The following is a 23,124-nucleotide window of genomic DNA, read 5'->3' as shown; positions in this document are numbered from 1 at the left end:
GTCTAATATATTTTGAAATATATCAAGCGGACGCCGATTGATGAGCACGCGAAAAAGCGACGCGGCCTATGCGGAACTGAGACGGCGCATCATGGTGGCCGAACTGCCGCCGAACAGCCTGATCGACGAAAAGGCGCTTGTCGAAGACCTCGGGGTCGGAAGAACGCCGCTGCGCGAGGCGGTGCTGCGTCTTGCCCAGGAAGGTCTCGTCTCGTCGCTCGGCCGGCGCGGCTATGTCGTCGCCGGGGCGTCGCCGGCCGACCTCATGCGTGCCTATGAACTGCGTCGCGAAATCGAGTGCTTCACTGCGGGACTGGCGGCGGAACGGCGCGGCGCCGACGATCTGGCCCGCTTCGACGCCTTCCTGCAGCAGATCGAGACAGAAATCGATGAACATGACCGGGACGTGACCTGGAATCTCGCGGTCGACGAAGAGTTTCACCGCATGATCGCGGCGGCCTCCGAAAACCCTTTCGCGCAACGGTTCCTGGCCTCGCTCTACGGCCTGTCGGTGCGCAGCCTCTATGTCTCGCAGGTGCCCGCCACGCTCGTGAAGGACGAACTCGAAACCTATCATGCGGTGGTGAATGCGATACGCATGAGGGACGCGCCTGCCGCACGCGCCGCAATGGCAAAGCACCTGACGTTCGGGCCGGCCCCACTCGCCGCCGAGATGCCCGGCGGACAACGAAGGGGCCGCTGATGCGAAGGGGAGCGCGCGAACGGATCGAGACCGGGGCGATGCTGGCGCCCTCCCTGCTGCTGCTCACCCTCTTCGTTCTCGTTCCGCTGTGTGTCGTGGCGGCCTACAGCTTCGCGCTGCGCGACTCCTACGGCGCGGTGCTGCCGGGCTTCACGCTCGACAACTACCACGACCTGTTCCAGGCCGCCTATCTGCAGGTCTTCGTCAATTCCTTCAAACTTGCCGCCTCAACGACTGCGATCTGCCTGCTGATCGGCTATCCGGTTGCCTATTTCATCGCCTTCAAGGCAGGCCGCGCCGCCCCGGCGCTGCTGCTTCTCCTGCTCATCCCGTTCTGGATCAACTTCCTGATCCGGATTTCGGCCTGGGTGGTCCTGCTGGGACGCGGCGGCCTGATCAACCAGGGAGCGATCGGCCTCGGGCTGATCGACGTGCCGGTCGGCATGCTCGGTACCTACGGCGCAACCCTCGTCGGAATGGTCTATGCCTTCCTGCCGCTGACGGTATTTCCGATCTATGCGGCGCTGACGCCGATCGACCCGAGATTGCGGGAAGCCGGCGCCGATCTCGGCGCGGGGCCGGCCGAAACGTTCCTCCGCGTGACGCTTCCGCTTTCTCTGCCGGGCGTCTTCGCCGCCGCGCTGTTTGTCTTCGTTCCCTCCATGGGCGTCTTCGCCATCCCGGTGCTGCTCGGCGGCGGCAAGGAGATCATCCTCGGCAACCTGATCGTCCAGCTGTTCCTCGAGTTCCGGAACATTCCGCAGGGCGCCGCCGTGTCGGTGCTGCTTCTGCTGATCTCCGGCGTCGGCATCTTGCTCTACATGCGTGCACTGCGCCGCGTGGAGGGGATGAAATGAGCGGCCAGCAGGTGCATCGGGCCGGCCCGGGCTGGTTCACCAGGGTGTTCGCTCACGGCCTGTCCGGCTGGGTCACGCTGATCACCTACATCTTCATGCTGGCGCCGATCGTCGTGCTGATCGCCTTCGCCTTCAATGCCGGCCGCTCGACGGTGGTCTGGACCGGCTTCTCGTTGGACTGGTTCGAGGTGGTGTGGAACAACAGGCACATCGCCCGCGCCCTGCAGGTCAGCCTGATCGTCGCCGTCGCCAGCGCGGCAATTTCCACCGCGACAGGCGCACTCGCCGCCGTCGCCATCACGCGGCGGCAATTCTTCGGGCGCGACGCTCTCGGCGCAGCGCTCGCCGCACCCCTGGTGCTGCCCGAAATCGTGCTTGGCGTCGCGCTGCTGGTCTTCATGTCGTTCATGGGCGTCACGCTGGGCTACGGCACGATGATCATCGGCCATGTTCTCGTGTCGCTCCCCTTCTCCACACTGATCGTCCGCGCCGCGGCCTCGTCGCTCGACCTGCAGCTGGAGAACGCCGCCGCCGATCTCGGCGCCAACGAATGGCAGACTTTCCGCATGGTGACGCTGCCGCAGCTGATGCCGGCGATCTTCACGGCGTTCATCCTCTCGGCGACGCTGTCGTTCGACAATCTCGTGATGTCCACCTTCACGTCGGGAGTAGGGACCACGACGCTGCCCCTGCGCATCTACTCGATGCTCAAGCTTGGCATCACCCCCGAGATCAACGCGCTTGGCACGCTCCTGGTGGTCGCCAACGTGGCAATCCTCTTTCTGGTCATGGGCCGCTACCTGCCCCTGATGTTGAAAACCAGCCGGCGATGAAGCGCCGGGCCCTCAAACCTTTGCAACAGGGAGACTGACATGACGAAACCGAAAATTCTTCTGGCCGCCTCGGCGCTTGCGCTGATCATCGGCGGCCCTGCCATGGCCGAAGACCTGCGGATCTTCGGCTGGGCCAACGAGATGCCCGACCAGGTGATCGCCGACTTCGAGAAGGAAACCGGCATCACCGTCACCTTCGATACGTTCGACAGCAACGAATCGATGATCGCAAAGCTCGATGCCGGCGCGACGGGATACGACCTCGTCAATCCGTCGCAATATGCGGTGCAGATCCTGATCAGCCGCGGCACGATCGCCGAACTCGATCACGCCAAGATCGACACCTATGACAATATCGGCCCGTCGTTCAAGCAGGTGTCCTACGACCCCGGCAACAAGTATTCCATTCCCTATGTCTGGGGCACCACGGGCCTGGCCTACAACAAGAGCTGCGTCGATGAGCCGATCACCAGCTGGAAGGCGCTGTTCGACGAGAAGTACAAGGGCCGGATCTACATGCTGGACAACATGCTGGCGGCCTACATTGCCGGCCTGCAGGTGAACGGATTCAGCGCGAACACCTCGGATCCCGCAGAGGTCGAGAAGGCCACCGAGACGCTGATCGCGCAAAAGCCGCTCCTGGCAGGCTACAACAGCACGAATTTCGCCGACCTGGTTTCGTCGGGCGAAGCCTGCATCGTCGAGAGCTGGTCGTCGTCGGTGCTGCAGGCCATCAAGGACAATCCGGACGTCGTCTATGTTCTGCCCGAAGAGGGCGGTACCATGTGGATCGACGGCTATTCGATTCTCAGCGACGCGCCGAATCCGGACGCCGCCTACAAGTTCCTGACCTACATTCTGCGCCCCGAAGTGGCGGCAAAGACCACCGAGCTCAGCCAGACCGCGACCGTCGTCCCGGCCTCCAAGGCGCTGCTGCCCGGGGATCTCGCCAACAACTCGGCCGTCTTCCCCGACGAGGCGACGATCGCCAATGCGGACTTCATCCTCGACCTCGGCGATGCGATGAAGTTCTACCAGGATGGCTGGACCAAGGTGAAGGCTGCCCAGTAATCCACACCCAGACGATGCGCGCGGAGACTGTCCGCGCGCATCCCTACGCAGATTTCCAGACGATCGGGTCCACCCCTTAATGTCCGACACTTCCATGCAAGGCGCGGTCGAATTGCGCGGCGTCGTCAAGCGCTTCAACACGTTCACCGCGCTCCGCCGGATGGATCTGACGATCCGGCAAGGCGAGTTCTTCACGATGCTGGGGGCGTCCGGCTGCGGCAAGACGACGACGCTGCGCCTGATCGCCGGGTTCGAGCTTCCGACCGAGGGACACATCCTGATCGATGGCCAGGACGTTTCGGACGTGCCCGCGCATCTGCGCCCGGTGCATACCGTGTTCCAGAGCTACGCGCTGTTCCCGCATCTGAGCATCCTCGACAATGTGAGCTTCCCGCTGACGGTGCGGCGGGTCCCGAGGCGGCAACGGCTCGAGCGGGCGCGCGCGGCCCTCGATCTGGTGCAGATGGGCGGGTTTCCCGACCGCAAGCCGTCGCAGCTATCCGGCGGCCAACAGCAGCGCGTCGCGCTGGCCCGCGCCCTGGTGAACGAGCCCAAGGTGCTTCTGCTCGACGAGCCCCTGGGGGCACTCGATCTCAAGCTGCGCAAGGAGATGCAGCACGAACTCAAGCAGATGCAGCGCCGGCTCGGCATCACCTTCGTATTCGTCACGCACGATCAGGAGGAGGCGCTGACGATGTCCGACCGCATCGCGCTGATGCGGGGCGGCGAGATCATCCAGCTCGACACGCCGAGCGGACTCTACAATGCCCCTTCGTCGCTGTACGCGGCCGAGTTCATCGGCGAGACCAACATGATTCCGGGCCGGGTCATCGAGGCAGGCGCCGGACGCGCCAGGGTCGAGGCGCTCGGCGGCCGCTTCGACGTTGCCTGTTCCGAGCCGCCGGCGGCGGGAGCGGCCGTCACGCTGACCATCCGGCCGGAGCGCGTCACGCCCGTCGCGGCGGACGCTTCCAACAGTGCCGGCGGGAGGCTCGTCGACGTCGACTTCATCGGCACCGACCTGCGGCTTGTCTACACGATGTCGGATGGCACCCGCGTGACATTGCGCCGGCAAAACACCGGTGCGGCGCCGCCACAGGTGGGGCAGGGCGCGCAACTCGGTCTTGCCGCCGACGACCTGCGGCTTTTCGTGACCTGAATTTCCTTCTCGAGGGCATCCCAGACATGAGTGATATCTATCGCATCGAACCGCTGCCAGCGCAGCTCGATCCCGGCCGGGTCTCGCGGCTGGCAAAGGTCGAGGCCGCAACGCTCGGCCACTATCTGCACGCCGGCTTCGTCGATTCGGCAATCCGCCCCCTCATCGTCGGTCCGCGCGCGGCGGGCGCGGCGGTCACGGTGCAGATCGCCGGGCCGGATTCGACACTCCTTTATTATGCGATGGACCGGGTTCGGCCGGGCGACATGCTAGTGATCGACCGCGTCGGCGATCACAAGCAGGCGTGCTGGGGCGGCTTCATGGCGGCAGTCGCGCGCATCCGCGGGCTCGCCGGCGTGATTGTCGACGGAGCCGTGACCGATCCCGCGGCGATCATTGCCGCCGGCGTCCCGACCTGGGCGCGCGCCACCTCGGCGATCACCACCAAGCTCCTCAACATCGGCGGCGGCTTCAATGTCCCGGTCTCGATCGGCGGTGTCGCGATCGTCCCGGGCGACGCGGTCCTGGCCGACGATTGCGGCGTGGTCGTTGTGCCCTCCGTGCGGCTCGATGAACTGACCGACCGGGCGCTGGCCGAACAGGCGGAAGAGGGCGACTGGATCGAGCGCGTGGAGAAGGGCGAAATGCTGCAGGACCTGATCGACATCCGCGGCATGCTGGAAAAGAACGGGATGGAGGGCGCCGGTGTCTGAGGCTTCGGTGAGGATTTCCCCCCACGCTGTGTGGCTGTCGACGACTCACCATCAACTGGTCGAGATCGCGGTCGGGCTCGGCTGCCGGCGTTTCGTGCTCGACATCGAGCATGGCTATTTCGAACTCGACGCGACAGACAAGCTGATCGCGCTGATCCGGGCGCTCGGGGCGAAGGTCTACGCCAAGGTTCTCGGCCCCGAGGCGATTCCCATCCAGCAGGCGCTGGACATGGGCTGTCACGGCGTCATCATCCCTCATATCGGTGGCGTCGAACACGCAAGCAGGGTCACCGCTGCGGCCAAGTACCCGCCGAACGGCGTGCGCAGCTTCTCCGGCACCCGGCCCGCACGCTACGATGCGGTGTCGCAGGAGTACTATTCGCGCGAGGACGCCGGCACCGAATGCCTGCCGATGGTCGAGAGCGCCGAGGCGCTGGCCGATATCGAGGCGATCCTGGCGCTGCCGACGGTGGACGGCGTCTTCGTCGGGCCGTCGGACCTGTCGCTGAGCCGCGGGCGCGGCGCCTACGCCAAGACCGAAGCCGATGTCGACGATTTGCGGCGGATTTCCGCCGCCGCCAAGGCCGCCGGCAAACCGTGGATCATGCCGGCGTGGTCGGCAAGCGAGCGCGCCCTTGCAACCGAACTGGGCGCAGCCTGGCAGGTGACCGTCGACGAATACGGCGCGCTATGGACCGGGCTCGAAGCCGGCCTGAAAAGCTGAGGAGAGGGCCTTGTCGATTGTCGTCTATCTCGGCGATGCCGAGGAAACGCGCGAATGGATCGGTCTCCTGTCGCGCCTGATGCCCGACCACGAGATCCGCGACTTCGACGATCCGGGACAATTGTCGGCGGTCGAATACGCGGTCGTCTGGGCGCCACCGCGCGGCGGAATAGCCCGCTTTCCCAACCTCAAGGCGGTGGTTTCCGTCGGCGCCGGGGTCGACCATGTGCTGCGCGACCCGGACCTGCCGAAACACCTGCCGATTCTGCGCACCACCGGGCCCGACATGGTGCAGCGGCTGCGCGAATACGTGGCCCTGCACGTGCTGGCCCATCACCGCGAACTGGCGACCACCGACGCCAGCCAGGCGCGGGGCGAGTGGCGGCAGATCGTGACGCCGGTCGCCGGCCGCCGCCGGGTTGGCGTCATGGGGCTCGGCAACATCGCCCGCGCCTGTGCCCGCACGCTCGTGGACCTCGGCTTCGACACGGCCGGCTGGTCCAGATCGGGCCGGCAGGTCGATGGCGTCACCGTGTTTGCTGGTGCGGACGGCCTGACCGCCTTTCTGGCGCGAACCGAGATCCTGGTCTGCCTTCTGCCGCTGACGCCCGAGACGCGCGACATCCTCGATTCCCGGCTGTTCGCACAGCTTCCCGAGGGCGCCCGGCTGATCAATGCCGGCCGGGGTGGGCATCTCGTCGAAGACGATCTGCTTGCCGTGCTCGATTCCGGCCGGCTCGGAGGCGCGACGCTGGACGTCTTCCGCACCGAACCGCTGCCTGCCGAGCATCCGTTCTGGCGCCACCCGAGGATACGCATCACGCCCCACATCGCGTCGATGATCGACGCCGAAACCGGGGCATCGGTCATCGCCGAGAACATCCGCTGCTTCGAGACAACCGGCGCCTCCGATGCTGTCGCTGATCCGAATCGGGGTTATTGAGGGGCCGTGAGCGAAAATTGCGTGCAGGGCGCTGGCTCTGTTCGCGCCCGGGTCACTTCCGAGGCAGGCGCTGCCCTTCGGGGTCTTCTTTCGCGTCGGTGCCCAGACCGAGACCGCGACCGGCCCGCGTCTTTCCGGTCGAGCCGCCAAGGTCGAACCCCGGGCGATCAACCTGCTCCGAAGCGTCAGTCGGCTTCTTGTCTTTCGGCTTGCTCGCCGCGTTGCTCTTGTCCTGTTTCATCTCAGGTCCTCCTTCGCTGAAGCTTTACGGCTCTATCGAACAGGCGGGACCTGCAGGGAAGACGCATGCATGCGCTCGTCCAGCCACGGGTCGCCGTTCTCATCGAAGCGATCCCACCCCGATCTCACAAACTCTTCGCGTCGGCTGCTGACGTCCACGGAGCCAGATTGGCCGAGTATCGCTGTGGCCGCGTCCACCTGAGCGTCCTCGACACGCGCGATCACCAGGGTGTTGCCCCTCCTGATGCCCTCGGCGTAAACGTGGGCGTCTTCCTCGTCGATGCCTGCATCAGCAAGGGCCCCGACAAGGCCGCCAGCGGCAGCACCGGTCAGTGCCGTGGCAAGCCAGCCCGCACCGACCACCGGGCCGATGCCAGGAATGGCGAAAGCAGCCAGTGCGCCAAGGACGCCGCCGACCGTTGCGCCAACGGCTGCGCCTTCCAGCCCATCATCGTCTCCGTCATGCCCGGGGCGGACCAGGCTGATATTCTCGCTGCCGATGCCTGCTTCGCCTAGCGCATCCACGGCTGCTTCGGCTTGATCACGAGTGTCGAATATTCCCGATACCGTACGCATGTTTCTGTCTCCTACTGCTTCGAAGCATGAATGCCGGGCCGGCCCGGTTGTTCCGCGAGGAGGCGTGGCCGACCGGATGCGCGGCGTCGCTCTGGTGTCTTACGCACCTTCCTAACGCCCCGAGCTTCTGCCATCATTGCTGCCGCCGTGGCTCTGGCAGGCCGATGTTTCAACGAGGAAGCAGTTAATTGAGTGACAGGGGTCTGACGCCGTCACAGCGCTTGGCAGCCTCATCCGCAGCCGATGCCCCAGGCGACCAATCCGCGGGCAGCAAAATGCAGGGGCGAGCTGGGAGCATCGCCGCCGGCAGACCAGGCGTTGCCGCGCTTGTCGTTTCCTACGCCGCGTACATGCTGGCTGCTGCCTTCGGTCGCTGGCTGATGGTGATCCCAGGCATTCCGATCACTGTATGGCCGCCGAATGGCGTTATCCTCGCCCTCTTGCTAACGCAGCCCCGGCGAACCTGGCCCTGGTGGATCCTCATCGGCGCCGCGGGTGAATTTAGCGGCAATGTCATCTGGTTCCAGAACCCGCTTCTTTCGGCGCTCGGCTATGTTGCCGCCAACGCCGCCGCCGTCACTACTGCGGCATTCCTGCTCGCACCCTACGTGCAGGCACCGATCCGGCGGGTAGCCACCTTGCCGCAGATGCTGGCCTTCATCGCCATTGGGGTCCTGGCCGCACCGGTTATCAGCGCGACACTCGGCAGCGCGGTCAGCGCACTGGCTGGCAAGAACCCGTTCATCACGACATGGCCGGTCTGGTGGCTGGGCGACGCTACAGGGATCCTGATCGCCACGCCGCTGGTCATCTCGACCTTGAACGCCTGGCGGGAAAAAGCGTGGCCGACGGGCGCGCAGTTTCTGGAGGGCGCAGCCATCGCCTTGCTCCTGGCAGGTATCAGCGCGTGGGAAATGGCCACGGACGCCGCGCACGCTTTCCTGTTGCTGGTGCCTGTTCTTTGGGCCGCTCTGCGGTTCGAAGTTCGCGGCGCCGCATTTTCCGTGCTTGGGCTAGCGGTTGCGATCGGCTTCCACGCGCAAGGCATCGACCCCGCGCAGGTATCTTCCGCCACCGCAGCACTGCTGCACGTCAAGATGCAGGCGCTGACGCTCGTTGCGGCGTCGACCGGGCTCATCGTCGCTGCCGTCATCCGGCAACAGCGTCAGGCGGTGGCGGATCTGGCCCGCGCCAATGCCGAACTCGAGGAGCGGGTCGCTGAACGCACACTAGCCATCGAGGTGGCCGAGCAGCGCTTCAAGGCGACGTTCCAGAATGCGGGTGTCGGCATCAGCATCGTCGGAGGCGACAGCATGCTCTTGCGCGTCAACGACCGTCTGGCGCAGATGCTCGGCTACGAGCTGGACGAGATGGAGAGCCACCCGCTCGATCAGTTCACCCACCCGGATGACCTGTCGCTGGGCGAAGCGGCCTGGAACCGGCTGAAGTCCGGTGCGGCCGACGAGTACGAACTTGAGAAGCGATACATCCGCAAAGACGGCTCAACTGTCTGGGGCCACACCACAGTCAGCTGCGTTCGCGACCCCGACGGCAAGATCGCCTATCTCATCAAGATCATTCAGGACATTACCGCGCGCAAGCGCTCCGATGAGGCGCGCCAGTTGCTTATGCGCGAGGTCAACCATCGGAGCAAGAACCTGCTCACGATTGTCCAGGTCATCGCACGCCAGATGGCCGCGCGGTCGCCCCAAAACTTCGTCAGGATCTTTAGCGAGCGATTGCAATCTCTCGCGGCGAACCAGGATCTCCTGGTGCAGAGCGAATGGCAGAACATCGCCCTTGAAGAACTCGTGCGCACCCAGGTCGAGCATTTCGGAACGGTCGGCAGCCGCATCATCCTGTCTGGCCCCTCCGTCATGATCCCGCCCTCCGCCGCTCAGGCGCTGAGCATGGCCCTGCATGAGCTGGCGACGAATGCCGCCAAGTATGGCAGCCTCAGCAACGACAAAGGCCGTGTGGAGATTGCATGGACGGTCGGCGCGGATACCTTCTCCATGTCCTGGCGCGAGACGGGCGGACCCGAGGTAGTCGCCCCCGGGTCGGTCGGATTTGGCAGCGTCGTGCTGGACAAGATGACCGCCTCGTCGATGTCGGGGAAGGTCACCATTGACTACGCGCCCGAGGGCATTGTCTGGCAGCTGCGTTGCCCGCTTTCGGTCATCCAGCCCAAACCCGGCAAGCTTGAGCAGGAGTGACCGCAAGTTAAGGGATCGGGAGCGCGGCGGGTCTGCTTCGTCGCCCGCGGCGCTCGCAGCTCCGGTGTGATTTCTGCCCCTGAGCGGCAAGGTCCTGCGACGTTTCTCCCTCGGCCAATCAATGCATCTGTCCGGTGATGGTCTCGCAACTTCACGCATCTGTCCCTCCACGTTCAGGTAAAGCGACGATTTTTCCACCCCACCCGAATGGGTGGTGCGCGGATTTCACCCTGCCATATCCCGCATCGAAGTTCCCTCAATGCCGATTTCTTGGAGCCGGAGAACCGCCTCCGTCCTGCTGGAGACGCCGAGCTTGCCGAAAATGTTCTTAAGGTGCCATTTCACCGTGTCGGGAGCCATTGAAAGGTTCTCGGCCAATTGGCGGTTGGTGTAGGCCTCCATCAAGAGCGTCGCGACCTGCGTTTCCTTGCTGCTTAAGAGCTCTTTGGTTCGCAGTCGGTCGGATGTGCGAGTCCGTGGGCGACGATCGAGTCCTCCGGAGGAGCTAAGCAGAATCTCGACAAAAGCCGCCGTCTCCGATGAACCAGTCCATGCGGGAATGCGCTGCCGCGCAAAATCGAGCACTTGAAGTAGCGGCTCACCCTCGTCCACGAGCGAGCGAATCGCCCCTTGCTCTTGGGCCAGTGTTACAGCGTCGACGATGGCGGCCAACGCCAGCAATGACTCGCCGGCGCTGTGGGCGGCAACAGCTACCAGCGCCCGGATCTGCATGAACCCGCGCATGCGGCCATCGCTTCGCATTCGCGCACCAATGCGCTCCAGTTGCGCGATAGCTTCCTTCTGGCGGCCGATGACAATGAGCATGCGCGCCGCGCCAATGCGGAGATGTTCTTCCATAGGATGGACGGGCTGAGACAGCGCCTCATGCGAGAGCTCAATCCCACGTGATCTCAGCGCAAGGCGGGCGCCCCGCAAATCGCCGCTCGCAAGCAGCATGCGCACGCGCTCGTCAAGCGCACTAGCGGTCAGGCGTCGGTAGCGTTTCTCAATTCCAAGCCGCTCCGCGGCCTCGAGATGGTTTAATGCGTCTTGCTGCCTCCCTCGGGCGGCGGCCAGCCGCGCAAGATGCAGCTTGCATGCCATTTCGTGCACGACCAAGCCGCATTCTTCGATGACTTGCCGGTGTTGATGCAGAAGTCTCTCTGCACCGTCCAAGTCGTTCCACTCATAAGAAAGCTCCACCAGAAAGATCGCAGTCATCGCTTCCGCGTAGGAGCCTGAGCCGAGACGTTCCCTTGCCAATTGGCAGGCGCGATCGAGGTGCTCATAGGCGCCACGCAGATTGCCCGCAGCGATTTCGACCAAACCCAGGAGAAGGTCCGAATAGACAGTTCCGAATACAGATCCAGAAGCTGCGTGATAGTCACGCGCCTTCAGGCTAAGGAGGCGCGAGGCCTCCAGTTCTCCCAACGAGTAGTGTGAAAACGAAGCGACATTGGCCAGCGTACCCCTCGCGAAGGGTTCATCTTCCGGGAAGGCGGCCAGCCACCGCGCAGCGGCGCGAGTAGCCGAGCGCGAGCGATCGCTGGCGCTGAGCACGCCTGCCGTCAGCGTCCTCAGTTCCGCTTTGAGTGAGCGTTCGATCCGGGGCGCCAGCTGTTTCCCCTGTGACATCAAGTCGATCAAGTTTTTGGCCTGCTTGAGGATGCGAACAGCTTGGCGCGGCCGGCTCATGTGGAACTGCGCCCAGACGCGAGCCAGCAGCAAGCGGGGCCGTTGAGCTACGACAGCTTCGGGAAGCTGGTTCAGCCATTCGGTCAGACGTGGAATATGGCCCTGCATGATGAGCGGCATCGCGCATGTCTCAACCAGCTTTGCCGCAAAGTCGGTATCGCCCGCCTGAAGTGCGTGATCGACCGCATCGGAAACGTGGTTATGCTCGGCCAGCCAAGTCGCAGCGATAGCATGAAGTCGCACCCGCTCGCTGGCAGGGCGGACGTCGAGCTTATTGCGAAGGTAATCGCTGAATAGATGGTGGTACCGGAACCACTGGCCGGAATTGTCTAGAGCGATCAGGAACAGGTTCGAGCGCTCGACCGCATCCAACGCGTCAGTGCAATCGATGTCTGGACAGAGCGCCTGCACAAGGCCGAGGCAAAAGCGATCTAGTACCGACGTCCGCAGGAGGAACTCCTGGATGTGGAGATCCTGCCGCGCCAAGACGTCTTGCGCCAAGAACGCAGCGATATCCCGCTGGCTGCCACTGAATTCCGCCACGAAAGCTTCCGGATTGTCCTCGTGCGCAAGCGCCAAGGCGGCAAGCTGGAGCCCAGCCGGCCAGCCCTCGGTTTTTCGGTGAAGAGACACGATCGCTGGAATACTGAGCGTCAGGCCACAAACCATGAGAAGGTAGTTCTCGCTTTCCTCCAGTGAAAAGCGCAGGTCGCCGTCGTTAAGGCTGACAACTTGGCCCTTCATCTTCATGGCGGCTAGTTCTACCGGCAGATCGCCGCGCGTGGCGAGCACCAGATGGAACGCAGGAGGTGCGTAAGCCACGAGCGCGCCTAAAATCCTGCGACTTCCTGCGAAGCGATCAAGTGGGCGTCATCGAGAACGAGGTATATTGGGGCATCAGCGCGAGAGAGGTCGTTGATGATGGAGGTGAGAAGCGAGTCCACCGGTGTGACCGGACTGGAGTCGATCAGTGACACGGCGTTCTCTGCAATGCGCTCGTCGACCCTGTTCAGGGTGGACGCAAAATATTTCAGGAAACGCGCGAGATCATTGTCGAATCGGTCAATCGAAAGCCAAGCAACCCGCCCGCCCGCCAGACACTGCGCCCATTGGGCGAGCAGCGTCGACTTGCCGAAGCCCGCGGGTGAAGAGACGATGGTTAGTTTCCCCTCGACGGCATGGCCAAGCAAACGCTGCAAACGCGCTCTTTCGATTAACGCGTTGCGCAGGTGCGGTGGTTGCATCTTTGTGCTGATCATGTGACCACGCCACCCGTTTAAGCATTCACTCGGTCCACCGCGAGGAGCCATACCGACAATGCCGTTCCCAGTCTCAACAGATAGGTGACGAATGTGCAAGGCACCTGCACTCGCTTACGTATTGTCGTCCAAAACTCAGCTACGAGGCGGTTAAGCTAACGTCCTCTCCATTTCCTGACTTGGCATCGCACGAAAAGGACCGCCAAAAATGACTTGAGTTGTCGCATGGCGGACAAGATCGACTGGAACGCTTATCGTCATAGCGAAAGTGCCTGTGCGAGCAGGCCCCCATCAGGAGAGACCGGACAATCCCATGCCGAACAAAGCCGACCTCGTGATTGTGAACGCGCGCGTACTGACCATGGTCGATGGCGCCCCGCGCGCAGAAGCGATTTCCATCGAAAGCGGCAAGATTGCCTTGATTGGTGATAGAAAAGCGATTGAGGCCACAGTGGGAGCCCACACGCGCATTATTGACGCGCAAGGAGGAACGGTCCTCCCTGGGTTTATTGAAAGCCATATTCATCTCTTCATGGGCGCCGCTGAACTTGATCATCTTCAGCTTTTCGGCACCAAGGGCTTTGATGATCTCAAGGCAAAATTGTCGGTTTACGCCGCCGAACGCCCAGACGATCGGGTCCTCTTCGGTCAGGGCTGCGATTACACGATCCTTGGCGAGCGTGAAAAGCTGACGCGCCACCACCTCGATCGTATCGTGGCGAACCGGCCGGTAGCGCTTGTAGCGCCGGACCATCATACGATGTGGGCCAACACGATCGCACTTGAAAGAGCCGGGATATTCCACGGCAAGACGGTCAATCCCGGCAACGAGGTTGTGATGGGGCCAGATGGCCTGGCCACCGGCGAGCTACGCGAAGGCGAGGCGATGCAGCCCGTCTCGCATCTTGCCGGCCCGAGCCGCGTGCGGCTCGGCATCCAGACCGGCGGCGAGCCCGAGCAACGGCCGACGTCGGAAGAGTGGGAGTCCGACAAGCAGATCATGCGGCGCGGCCTCGCCTATGCCGCCGAACACGGAATAACCTCCTTCCACAACATGGACGGCAATCTCTACCAGCTGCAACTGCTGGAGGAGGTGGAAAGAGAAGGCGGGCTGATCTGCCGGGCCCAGATACCGTTCCACTACAAACCGTTCATGACCCTATCCGACTTGGAGAAAGCCTCCCAGATGGCGGAGCGCTATTGCAGCGACTGGCTCAAGTCGGGAATGGTCAAGATCTTCATGGATGGCGTGCTCGACTCGGGCACAGCGCATATGATCGAGCCTTATGGCGATGATCCAAACTGGCGGGGCGAGCCCTATTTCTCGGACGCCGAGTTTGCCGAAATCGCCACGGAAGCCGATCGCCGAGGCCTGCAAATCGCTGTCCATGCGATCGGCGACGCGGCCGTCCGCACCGTGCTTGACGGTTATGAGGCGGCCGCAAGTATCAATGGCCGGCGCGACAGCCGTCACCGCGTCGAGCATATCGAAGTTACGACCGACGACGACATTCCACGCTTTGCTAAACTTGGCGTCATAGCGTCGATGCAGCCTCCGCATCCTCCAGGCTCGATGGGACTGCCGCTTGAGCCATCCGTTTCGAAGATCGGTCGTGACCGCTGGCGGCTTTCCTACGCCTGGCGCACGATCAAGGAGACCGGCACACATGTCGTCTTCGCTTCCGACTGGCCGGTTTCGCCAGTCGATCCGATCGCGGGTATTCAGGCGGCGATGGTACGCAAACCTTGGGCAGATGACATGCCGGACCACAGCTTCTCACTGCACGAAGCGATCGCTGCATACACGCTGGAAGGAGCCTGGGCGGAGTTCGCCGAGGATCGCAAGGGGCGCCTCCTGCCAGGATACTATGCTGACATAGTGGTGCTCTCGGGCGATATCGAAGCGGCTGAGCCCGACCGCTTGCACGAGTCGAAACCAGTCATGACTATATGCGGTGGTAAGATCACCTTTGAGCGATAAGGCTGAGACACCGTGGGCGACGGAGCCGGCTTTCTCTCATCTTGGGGCGGTAGAGACTTTGGACGCCCGCCGTGAAGGTCTGCAATCTTCCTCCCAAACCTTAGAGCCGTCGGTCCGGTTCCGGCTTCGTCACTATCTCTAGATGGGCCATGTCGGCCGATGGGAGAAGTGTTATGGGTATCTCACAGTATGACCCGGTCGCCAAAGGGCGGCCTGCCTGGAATGTCGGTAAGCAGGTTGGCGCCAAGAGAGCGCTCAAAGTTAAGCAAATCTGGCTAATTCGGTTTTTCCTGGATCGCGAAGGCAGGATGCGTGACCGGGCGCTGTTCGAACTTGCGATCGACAGCAAACTTCGCGGTTGCGACCTTGTGAAAATGAAGATCGGTTCACTTGTATCTGGCCCGACGATACGGAACCGATCAATGGTAATCCAGCAGAAGACTGGCCGACCAGTCCAGTTCGAGATAACCGCAGATACACGAGCAAGCCTACTCGCGTGGCTCGAACGCCGTGGTGGCAGTGTCGACGATTTTGCCTTTCCAAGCCGAGTTGATCCGGATGGACACCTAAGTACCCGACAATACGCACGGTTAGTCGACGAGTGGGTAGCGGCGATCGGATTGCGACCGGAAGACTACGGAACGCATTCCCTTCGTCGGACGAAGGCAGCCCTGATCTACAAGGCGACCGGCAATCTTCGAGCCATTCAGATCCTACTTGGCCACACCAAGATTGAAAACACTGTTCGATACCTCGGCGTCGACCTCGATGATGCACTTACGCTGGCTGAGACAACCGAAATCTGAGCCTAGCGGCCCCGCCAGAAATGGCAGGCCCGCATTCTGGAACGCGCCCTCATATCGGAAGTCAAGCGATCGGTGGCCTCGGCCCGTAAGCGGACGTTGCGGACACTTCAGGCGCGACAAGGGCGTGGTTTGAACGACATGCGTGCGAGCCGGCATCAAGGAGCAAGCGTGTCAGATAGTCGGTCGGTAGACAAAGTAGGCAGCTAACTTCTTTCCTCCCACATAGCAGTTAGCGGCGGGCAACACGAGCCGGGTCGCCAGCTCACCGTGGCACCAGACGCAGCGCCAGCGCATCCACCAAACGGTCCGATGAGGTCGGCTTTATGAAGACCTGGGCATCCGGATAATGGGCGCCCAGTTCTGTTGGCAGGGAGACGCCCGTGCAGAATACGACCGGCACATTGGTTTCGATGAGGTTCACTGCCAGTGGCGTGACGATCCCGTCTAGCAGGTTCACGTCCAGGATGGCTCCGTCGGGCTTGCCCGAAACGAGTGCCGCGATGGCCTCCTCGACCCTTGCGAAGGGTCCCATGACCTCGGCGCCCGACGCCTCGAATTCGGACGCCAAGTCCATCGCGACCATAATGTTGTCTTCGGCAATGAGGACGCGCGCGCCTGCGAGATTGCGTTTCACGGGACAACTTCCTGCGCAAAGTTGGCGTAGGGGTGAGCTACCGGTGCCTGGATCAGCCCGCGGATTTCGACATGGACGCCTTCAGGAAGATACTCGATCTGCACAGCTCCCCTGAGTTGGGGCCCGAGTATCCTCTCAAGCAGCATGGACCCGAAGCCGCGCTTGGTGGGGATGGTAACAGGTGGGCCACCTCGCTCGCGCCATTGAAGCGACAGGATCCGGCGGTCGAAGCCATCAGCCTCGACTGACCACGATAGGCAGACGACGCCGTCGTCGACGGAAAGAGCCCCGTACTTCGAAGCGTTCGTAGTCAGCTCGTGGGTGGCCATCGCAAGCGCCATGGCGACATCGTCGGGCACATTCAGGTCAGGCCCGTCCAGCTCGACGCGGAGGTCATGATCATAGGGCTCGAGTTCGCTCAAAAGTATCTTGCGCAGCGCGGTCAGCCGGCCCGAACTGCTGGTCAATATCGAGTGGCTGCGCGCAAGTGCGGACAGGCGGTGCGCCACGCTCTTGCGGAAATCGTCCATGGTCTCGGATGTCCGGAGCGTGAAATTGACCATCGATTGGACCGTGGCGAGATTGTTCTTCACCCGGTGGTGAAGCTCCTGGACGAGAAGCTTCTGCCTCTCCTCGGCTTCCTTTCGCTCGTCGATGTCGATCACGGAGCCGATATATCCGAGGAATTCGCCGCCCGGCCCGAACCTCGGGGCTGCCGCGTCGATAGCCCAGCGATAGACGCCGTCGGCACGACGCAGGCGGTATTCGATCCGGAAGGCCTCGCGGCGCGCATTGGCGGAAGCAAAGATGCGTTCGGCTTCGCCCTTGTCGTCGGGGTGGGTTGCATCCAACCAGCCGAAACCCTTCGCCTCTTCGGCAGTCTGTCCGGTGAACTTATGCCAGGCGCGGTTCAGGTAACTGCAGTAGCCGTCGCTCTCCGTCACCCACATCATGACCGGCGCGTGGTCGGCCATATTGCGGAAACGCTCCTCGCTTTCACGCAGTGCCGTATCCCGCGCCTTCTCCTCGGCGATGCCACGCACCTCGATGATGGTTCCGATCGGCTGGCCATTGTCGTCACGGATCGGGCTGGCCGTAAAAGCGACGGGATAGAAGCTGCCGTCCTTGTGGACGAAGGTCTCCTCGCCCTGCATCCGGTTCCGTTCGGGAAACGCGCGGTCGATGGGACAGTCTTCCAGGGGATAGTGCCGACCATCGGGATGGGTGTGGTGGACCACGTCGTGGAGCGCGCGTCCCTGGGTCTCATGCAGTGAATACCCCGTCAGGCGCTCGGCTGCAGCATTCATGTACGTGCACTGCTGTCGCTCGTTCATCAGGAAGATGGCGACCGTGGCATTGTCCAGGACGGCATTCAGCTGCCTGCGAGCTTCCTCGCTGTCGAGCGCATTTATCGTGTTGAGATGCGGGTCCTGAGTGGGGTCGCCGTAGTGCACATTGTCTCCTGAGATCGGCGCCCTCGGCACATCAATCTACGGTGCAATTTTGAAATAGAACAAACGGCGTCCCTTTCCGCCGCAGCACTCAACCCGCCTATCGGGTTGTAGTTCCAACCAATTGGCCGATCCTGAAAGACTCGAGAGCCCTTGATGGACATCGATGCTTTCGCACGCTTTTTGCCCGGTACTCGCGACCCGGCACCGCGCATTCATACAATCGGATCGATCAATCGTCCCAATAAGCGCCTTGAGGTTTCAATCTGGCAAAATTGCTGTAGGAGTCGGATTCCAGCGAGCACCCCACACGATCAGGGAAGAGGCGTCCGTGTCAGTCTTGTCGCGCAACAATGTCAAACTCGGCAGTGCCGGCCAGCAGCCCATGATGTTTGCACATGGCTTCGGATGCGATCAGAACATGTGGCGCTATGTGGCTCCCGCTTTCGAAGCCGACTACAGGGTCGTTCTGTTCGATCATGTCGGCGCGGGCCGTTCGGATTTGTCGGCTTACGACGCTCAGAAGTACGCCAGCCTGCAAGGCTACGCGGATGATGTGGTGGAGATCTGCCGCGAACTCGGGTTGTCCAGGGTGATCTTCGTCGGCCATTCCGTCAGCGCCATGATTGGCGCCCTGGCTTCGATCAAGGCGCCGGAGCTCTTCGAAAGCCTCGTGATGGTAGGGCCTTCGCCCCGCTACATTGACGACACGGGATATACGGGCGGCTTCACCGCCGATCAGATCGACGAATTGCTTCATTCGCTTGCCGATAACCACATGGGATGGTCGGCTGCGATGGCCCCGGCGATCATGGGCAATGCGGATCGCCCCGAACTCGCGGACGAACTCACCGACAGTTTCTGCCGTACCGACCCGGACATTGCGAAAGCCTTCGCTCGCGTGACCTTCACCTCGGACAACCGCGCCGACCTACACAGGGTCACTGCTCGGACACTGATCCTGCAGTGCAGCAACGACATCATCGCCTCGGAGCAGGTCGGTGAGTATGTCCAGGCGCATGTGCCCGACAGCAAGCTGGTCTATCTGGAGGCGAGCGGCCACTGCCCCAATCTGAGCGCGCCGGACGAGGTGATCGCGGCTATCCGCGATTTCACCTAGATGATTCATCCGGGCGAGGGCAGGGCTGAGCAGGTCGAAGACCTTAACGACCTCTATGAGAATGCTCCGTGCGGCTACCTGTCGCTGAACCCGCAGGGACTCATCGTGAAGTCCAACGCCACCCTGTCGTCATGGCTCGGCTTTCCCGCAGATCAACTCGTCGGCAAGCGCTTGCGTGATCTCTTGAATGTTGCCGGCAGTATCTTCTACGAGACGCACTTTGCGCCCTTGCTGAGGATGCAGGGGTTCTTCAACGAGGTAGCGCTCGACTTGGTCACTGCCGATGGGGGGCTGCTTCCGGTCCTCGCCAATGCCGTCGAGAAGCGCGATGCGGCCGGCGCGCTGGTCTTTACGCGAGTGACGCTTTTCCAGGCGACCAAACGCCGACGCTACGAACGCGAACTCGTCGACGCGCAACAAGCCGAGCGAAAGCTCGGGAAACTGCGGGACCAGTTCATTGCCGTCCTCGGGCACGATCTGCGCAATCCGGTAGCCGCCTTGAATGCAGGGGTCCAAATGCTGCTGAAGGAGCCTCAGAGTGAACGATCTCTGCATGTCATCGGTTTGATGCAGGGCAGCCTCGCACGCGTTTCCGAACTGATCGACAACGTGATGGACCTTGCACGCAGTCAGTCAGGCGGCGGGATAAGACTGTCGCGTGACGCGAGCGCGCCGCTCGCGCCGGTCCTTCACCAGATCATCGAAGAACTGGAAGCAGCACATCCGCAACGAAGCATCGAAGCCGAGATCAATCTGACCGAACCGGTCGACTGTGATCGACGGCGGATTGCCCAACTCGTTTCGAACCTCCTCAGCAACGCGATCACCCATGGTGCCTCCGACCGACCCGTTCGCCTCCATGCCGAAACGACCGGACAGGAGTTGGTGCTGGCGATCGCCAACCACGGCGAACCGATCCCCGAAGAGGTAATGTCTCACCTGTTCCAGCCGTTTTTTCGGGGCAGCACGAGCTCCAGCCAGCAGGGGCTGGGCCTTGGGCTGCACATAGCCTCCGAGATCGCCCGCGCGCACGCCGGCTCGCTCGGCGTTCAATCGCACGAGGACGAAGTGCGCGTCACATTCCGGATGCCGTTGGTATAGCTTTCGGAGAGCGACACCCAAGGACGATTGGGTGGTAGTCAGGTCTCGGACGGGGCTGCACACTTGATCATAACGACGGGGAGTCCTGGTCGTTATCAATGAGGCAGTATTGCGGCAGCCGATCATGAGCTCGTTTGAAGAAGACCGACTGTATCGACCCCGAGTTGGTAATACCGCCTTGCGCCCTCAAAATCGCCATTGTGTGAGCCGGTTGCCGTTCCTGAAAGCAGTCGGACCTATTCGGTGCTAACGAAGTCACCAAATGTCGGCGTGGAATGGATGATGCTGCAATGAAGTTTTTTTATGTTCCGGTCGAATGAATGGCGATGCGTTGCCAGTGTTTTGAGGGGCAGAGCCTGCGTACGACGACATTGGGCGCTGTTCCTGGATCGCGCGGTCCGGGATGTGCTGAGTTCGCAGGGTAAGTCGATTGCCGAAGTGATCCGGTCGATAGGCGTGACCGAAGTAGCTTACTATCGTTGGCGGTCCGAATACGGTGGCCTGAAGGGTAATCAGGTCCTCCGCGCCGGATCACATCCGAGCAGCCGCGCTCGGCCTTCCGGTCCGTTTGGTTGCGGCGTGTAGTTGGGTATTCGCGGCAAGCCGCCCGGGAGCGTCGCGGGGTCAATTCCTTGTCTGACTTGACGAGAATCAGTTCCCTCTAACCCCGTACGCATGATGAACGATCAGGCTGATCGAGCGATAGAGCTCCTCCAGGCGGCTGAAATCGCCGCCGTCCAGGGTGATGAACCCGGCGCTGTCGGCGACGGCGACGAGTTGCAGCGCCACTGCCTCTCGGGGCGTGTCCTTCGCGAGTTCGCCCCGCTCGATCGCCGTCGACACCCCGGCAAGGACCATCCTGTCAAGCGCAACACCGAAAGCGACCAATGCCTCACGGGCGCGCGGGCCGATGATGTCGCGCTCCAGCCGCATCCTGCCGATCAGGGACCAGGGATTGACGGTGCGTCCGGTGGGGTTGTGGGTGAGATAGCGGGCGCGGTTCGCCTCTTTCATCCCCTCGATCTTCTCCGCCAGCGTCGACGGGCCGGCCCAGTTTCGCTCCCAGCTGTCGAGCGTGTGCCCGACATACTCGACGATGACTTCCTCGCACAAATTCTGCTTGTTGCCGAAATGATGGTGGATATTGGCCCGCGTGGTGTCGAGCGTATCCGAGATGTCGCGAAACCTGAGCCCCTGGTAGCCGTTCCGCAGGAGAAGCGTGACGGTGACACGCTTGATATCGTCCCGCAGGCTGGGGAGGCCCTTCTCCAGGGGTTTGGTCTCGATCTTCATGGCCGCTCCTCCGCCCGCGCGAGGGGGCGGTAGGCCGCCTCGAACGCACTGGCAACGGCCGCGCCCGTCTTTCCCGGTCGCAGCGCGTCGCCGATCACTTCGACGCTGCGCCCTTCGAGCCGGGCCGAGATCCGGGGGCCGGTCGCCTCGCGGGCGCGATGGTAGAACCAGTCCCGAAACGCCGGGCGACGGCCGAGCGCGGCGACGGGTCCGATTCGGGCGCACCCAGTTCTTAGCAGCGCGGTGACGAGGGGGCCAGCCCCCGCGCGGTAGCGCGCGCCCGTCGCGATGACGATATGGTCGAATTCCGTGAGGCGGCCCGCGTCGGCAAGCGGGTCTGCGCCAAGCTCGACCACAACGCCCCGCTCGCGGCAACGGCGCAGTTGCGCTTCAGCATGGGCCAGAAGACTCTCCCGGTTCGCTTCCACGCCCTGGAATAGCGGTGCGAAACCGGCCAGGCGCAACGCCCCGCCGACGCCGTCGGATTTCTCGAAGAGGGTCACGTCGTTCAATGCGGCAATCTCCGCGGCGTAGGCTAGCCCGGCCGGCCCGGCGCCGATCACCGCGATGCGTTGCCCGGACCGGCACGGGGCCCCGCGCTGGTCGGCTTCCCGGCCCGCATGCGGGTTGACGATGCATTGGAGCCGCTCGCCCGCGCGCATGCCGTCAACGCAGCTATTGCAGGCGAGGCAGCGCCTAACCTCGTGCCCGTCGCGCGCCGTGCGGGGCCAGTCCGGGTCGGCGAGAAGCGGTCGGCCGAGCGCGATGAAGTCGGCTTCCTCAGCCTGGAGCGCGCGTTCCGCCGCCGCCGGGTCGCCGAAGCGACCGACAGCGATCACCGGTACGTCGATGGCTGCCTTCACCATCCGCGCGAAGCCGAGAAACGGTGTCGGCGCCGTGGCCATCGGCGGGATCATGATCGCGGCGTTCGGCTGGGAGCGGTAATGCCCGCCGGTGACATGGATTGCGTCCGCGCCCGCACCGGCGGCCCAACCAGCGATGGTAACCGCCTCATCCGGAGTGATGCCGCCCTCAAAGAAATCATCGCCATTCATGCGGAAGATGACGGCGAGGCCGGGAACGGCGGCGCGGACCGCACGCGTGATCTCGAGCGCGAAACGTGCCCGGTTCTCGAGCGAGCCACCATATTTGTCGTCCCGCCGGTTCTCCATCGGCGACATGAACTGGGAGAGAAGATAGCCGTGCGCGCCGTGAAGCTCGACCGCATCGAAGCCGGCCCTGGCCATGCGTTCGGCCGCTGCGGCGAAAGCGTCGACGGTCTCCGCGATCCGTGCGCGGCTCATGGCCTCCGGGACGATTACTTCCGTGTGCCCCTCCTGGACGCTGTGAGGGATCGCCGAGGGGGCTATCGGTGTCGTTCCGCATATGTCGACGCGCGTGTGGCCGCCACCATGCCCCAGCTGGATCGATGCCTTCGCGCCTTCGGCGTGAATCGCCTCGACGATCCTTGAAAGGCCGGGGAGGAAGGAATCGTCCGCAGCGCCAAGCTCGAAATGGCGGTGCTTGCCGACCCGTTCGGGCGCCGCCATTTCAACCGTAAGCAGCCCGACGCCGCCGGCAGCGCGGGCGCGGTAATAGGCAAGGCCCGCATCGGTGGCGAACCCGTCCCGATCCGCCAGCCGCGTGGTCATGGGAGCCATGATTACGCGGTTCTTCAGCGATAGCGGGCCGATCCGGCCCGGATGGAACAGGCGGCCGGGCCGTTGGTCGCCTTTCGGCATCGGACCG

The 23,124-nt window shown here is 63.0% G+C and carries 21 protein-coding genes and 1 pseudogene; 14 read left to right on the top strand and 8 right to left on the bottom strand.

Annotated elements, in window-relative coordinates; all coding sequences use genetic code 11:
* Window positions 1–40 precede the first annotated feature (40 nt).
* The 8 genes from ACT2BZ_RS05700 to ACT2BZ_RS05665 all read left to right on the top strand — a co-directional run bounded on the left by ACT2BZ_RS05700 (window position 41) and on the right by ACT2BZ_RS05665 (window position 7,003).
* Window positions 41–703, top strand: coding sequence for a GntR family transcriptional regulator (locus ACT2BZ_RS05700; RefSeq protein WP_457939880.1), 663 nt, complete (start codon window positions 41–43; stop codon window positions 701–703).
* Window positions 703–1,560, top strand: coding sequence for an ABC transporter permease (locus ACT2BZ_RS05695; RefSeq protein WP_457939879.1), 858 nt, complete (start codon window positions 703–705; stop codon window positions 1,558–1,560). The genes ACT2BZ_RS05700 and ACT2BZ_RS05695 overlap by 1 nt, the downstream gene beginning before the upstream one ends.
* On the top strand, window positions 1,557–2,393 hold the full coding sequence (locus ACT2BZ_RS05690; RefSeq protein ID WP_457939878.1) for an ABC transporter permease: 837 nt from the start codon (window positions 1,557–1,559) through the stop codon (window positions 2,391–2,393). The genes ACT2BZ_RS05695 and ACT2BZ_RS05690 overlap by 4 nt, the downstream gene beginning before the upstream one ends.
* 39 nt (window positions 2,394–2,432) lie before the next feature.
* Window positions 2,433–3,464 carry an ABC transporter substrate-binding protein gene (locus ACT2BZ_RS05685; RefSeq protein WP_457939877.1) on the top strand — a complete coding sequence of 344 codons (1,032 nt, stop codon included), beginning with the start codon at window positions 2,433–2,435 and terminating at the stop codon, window positions 3,462–3,464.
* Between the two features lie 94 nt (window positions 3,465–3,558).
* Window positions 3,559–4,623, top strand: coding sequence for an ABC transporter ATP-binding protein (locus ACT2BZ_RS05680; RefSeq protein WP_457939876.1), 1,065 nt, complete (start codon window positions 3,559–3,561; stop codon window positions 4,621–4,623).
* 26 nt (window positions 4,624–4,649) lie between these two features.
* Window positions 4,650–5,336: an RraA family protein gene (locus tag ACT2BZ_RS05675; protein WP_457939875.1), complete on the top strand. Its 687-nt coding sequence runs from the start codon at window positions 4,650–4,652 to the stop codon at window positions 5,334–5,336.
* Window positions 5,329–6,060 carry an HpcH/HpaI aldolase family protein gene (locus ACT2BZ_RS05670; RefSeq protein WP_457939874.1) on the top strand — a complete coding sequence of 244 codons (732 nt, stop codon included), beginning with the start codon at window positions 5,329–5,331 and terminating at the stop codon, window positions 6,058–6,060. Before ACT2BZ_RS05675 ends, ACT2BZ_RS05670 begins: the two co-directional genes overlap by 8 nt.
* Window positions 6,061–6,070: 10 nt before the next feature.
* Entirely contained in the window at window positions 6,071–7,003 is a 933-nt protein-coding gene (locus ACT2BZ_RS05665; RefSeq protein ID WP_457939873.1) for a 2-hydroxyacid dehydrogenase, read from the top strand.
* A 52-nt stretch (window positions 7,004–7,055) separates the two neighbouring features.
* Here the strand turns inward: ACT2BZ_RS05665 and ACT2BZ_RS05660 are convergent, their stop codons facing one another.
* Both ACT2BZ_RS05660 and ACT2BZ_RS05655 read right to left on the bottom strand, forming a co-directional pair.
* Window positions 7,056–7,244 carry a hypothetical protein gene (locus ACT2BZ_RS05660; protein ID WP_457939872.1) on the bottom strand — a complete coding sequence of 63 codons (189 nt, stop codon included), beginning with the start codon at window positions 7,242–7,244 and terminating at the stop codon, window positions 7,056–7,058.
* A 32-nt stretch (window positions 7,245–7,276) separates the two neighbouring features.
* Entirely contained in the window at window positions 7,277–7,819 is a 543-nt protein-coding gene (locus ACT2BZ_RS05655; RefSeq protein ID WP_457939871.1) for a hypothetical protein, read from the bottom strand.
* Between the two features lie 188 nt (window positions 7,820–8,007).
* On the opposite strand from ACT2BZ_RS05655, the gene ACT2BZ_RS05650 reads away from it, so the two are divergent.
* Window positions 8,008–10,035 carry an MASE1 domain-containing protein gene (locus tag ACT2BZ_RS05650; protein ID WP_457939870.1) on the top strand — a complete coding sequence of 676 codons (2,028 nt, stop codon included), beginning with the start codon at window positions 8,008–8,010 and terminating at the stop codon, window positions 10,033–10,035.
* 225 nt (window positions 10,036–10,260) lie between these two features.
* Here ACT2BZ_RS05650 and ACT2BZ_RS05645 read toward each other — a convergent pair whose 3' ends face one another.
* Window positions 10,261–12,552, bottom strand: a complete 2,292-nt coding sequence (locus ACT2BZ_RS05645) for a LuxR C-terminal-related transcriptional regulator (protein WP_457939869.1) — start codon at window positions 12,550–12,552, stop codon at window positions 10,261–10,263.
* An 8-nt stretch (window positions 12,553–12,560) separates the two neighbouring features.
* The gene (locus ACT2BZ_RS05640) at window positions 12,561–12,989 is read right to left on the bottom strand and encodes an AAA family ATPase (RefSeq protein ID WP_457939868.1); all 429 of its coding nucleotides are present in this window, start codon (window positions 12,987–12,989) and stop codon (window positions 12,561–12,563) included.
* Between the two features lie 313 nt (window positions 12,990–13,302).
* On the opposite strand from ACT2BZ_RS05640, the gene ACT2BZ_RS05635 reads away from it, so the two are divergent.
* Complete coding sequence (locus ACT2BZ_RS05635; protein WP_457939867.1) at window positions 13,303–14,970, top strand: amidohydrolase; 1,668 nt, start codon at window positions 13,303–13,305, stop codon at window positions 14,968–14,970.
* A 173-nt stretch (window positions 14,971–15,143) separates the two neighbouring features.
* A complete protein-coding gene (locus ACT2BZ_RS05630; protein WP_457939866.1) occupies window positions 15,144–15,776 on the top strand; it encodes a tyrosine-type recombinase/integrase in 633 nt (210 codons plus the stop codon).
* A 262-nt stretch (window positions 15,777–16,038) separates the two neighbouring features.
* Here ACT2BZ_RS05630 and ACT2BZ_RS05625 read toward each other — a convergent pair whose 3' ends face one another.
* Window positions 16,039–16,410, bottom strand: coding sequence for a hypothetical protein (locus tag ACT2BZ_RS05625; protein ID WP_457939865.1), 372 nt, complete (start codon window positions 16,408–16,410; stop codon window positions 16,039–16,041).
* On the bottom strand, window positions 16,407–17,864 hold the full coding sequence (locus tag ACT2BZ_RS05620; protein WP_457939864.1) for a sensor histidine kinase: 1,458 nt from the start codon (window positions 17,862–17,864) through the stop codon (window positions 16,407–16,409). Before ACT2BZ_RS05620 ends, ACT2BZ_RS05625 begins: the two co-directional genes overlap by 4 nt.
* Before the next feature lie 328 nt (window positions 17,865–18,192).
* Between ACT2BZ_RS05620 and ACT2BZ_RS05615 the strand changes: the two genes are divergently transcribed.
* The 3 genes and pseudogenes from ACT2BZ_RS05615 to ACT2BZ_RS05605 form a co-directional block, all read left to right on the top strand.
* Complete coding sequence (locus tag ACT2BZ_RS05615) at window positions 18,193–18,981, top strand: alpha/beta fold hydrolase (protein ID WP_457939863.1); 789 nt, start codon at window positions 18,193–18,195, stop codon at window positions 18,979–18,981.
* A complete protein-coding gene (locus tag ACT2BZ_RS05610) occupies window positions 18,982–20,082 on the top strand; it encodes a PAS domain-containing sensor histidine kinase (protein ID WP_457939862.1) in 1,101 nt (366 codons plus the stop codon).
* 378 nt (window positions 20,083–20,460) lie between these two features.
* A pseudogene (locus ACT2BZ_RS05605) lies at window positions 20,461–20,607 on the top strand (transposase); the annotation flags it as partial.
* Between the two features lie 126 nt (window positions 20,608–20,733).
* On the opposite strand, the gene ACT2BZ_RS05600 reads toward ACT2BZ_RS05605, so the two are convergent.
* Both ACT2BZ_RS05600 and ACT2BZ_RS05595 read right to left on the bottom strand, forming a co-directional pair.
* Complete coding sequence (locus tag ACT2BZ_RS05600) at window positions 20,734–21,375, bottom strand: TetR/AcrR family transcriptional regulator (protein ID WP_457939861.1); 642 nt, start codon at window positions 21,373–21,375, stop codon at window positions 20,734–20,736.
* Window positions 21,372–23,117, bottom strand: a complete 1,746-nt coding sequence (locus ACT2BZ_RS05595; protein ID WP_457939860.1) for an oxidoreductase — start codon at window positions 23,115–23,117, stop codon at window positions 21,372–21,374. The genes ACT2BZ_RS05600 and ACT2BZ_RS05595 overlap by 4 nt, the downstream gene beginning before the upstream one ends.
* Window positions 23,118–23,124 lie beyond the last annotated feature (7 nt).

The sequence above is a fragment of the Mesorhizobium sp. 10J20-29 genome (genome assembly GCF_054130485.1).
This window is presented reverse-complemented; position numbering and strand designations above follow the sequence as displayed.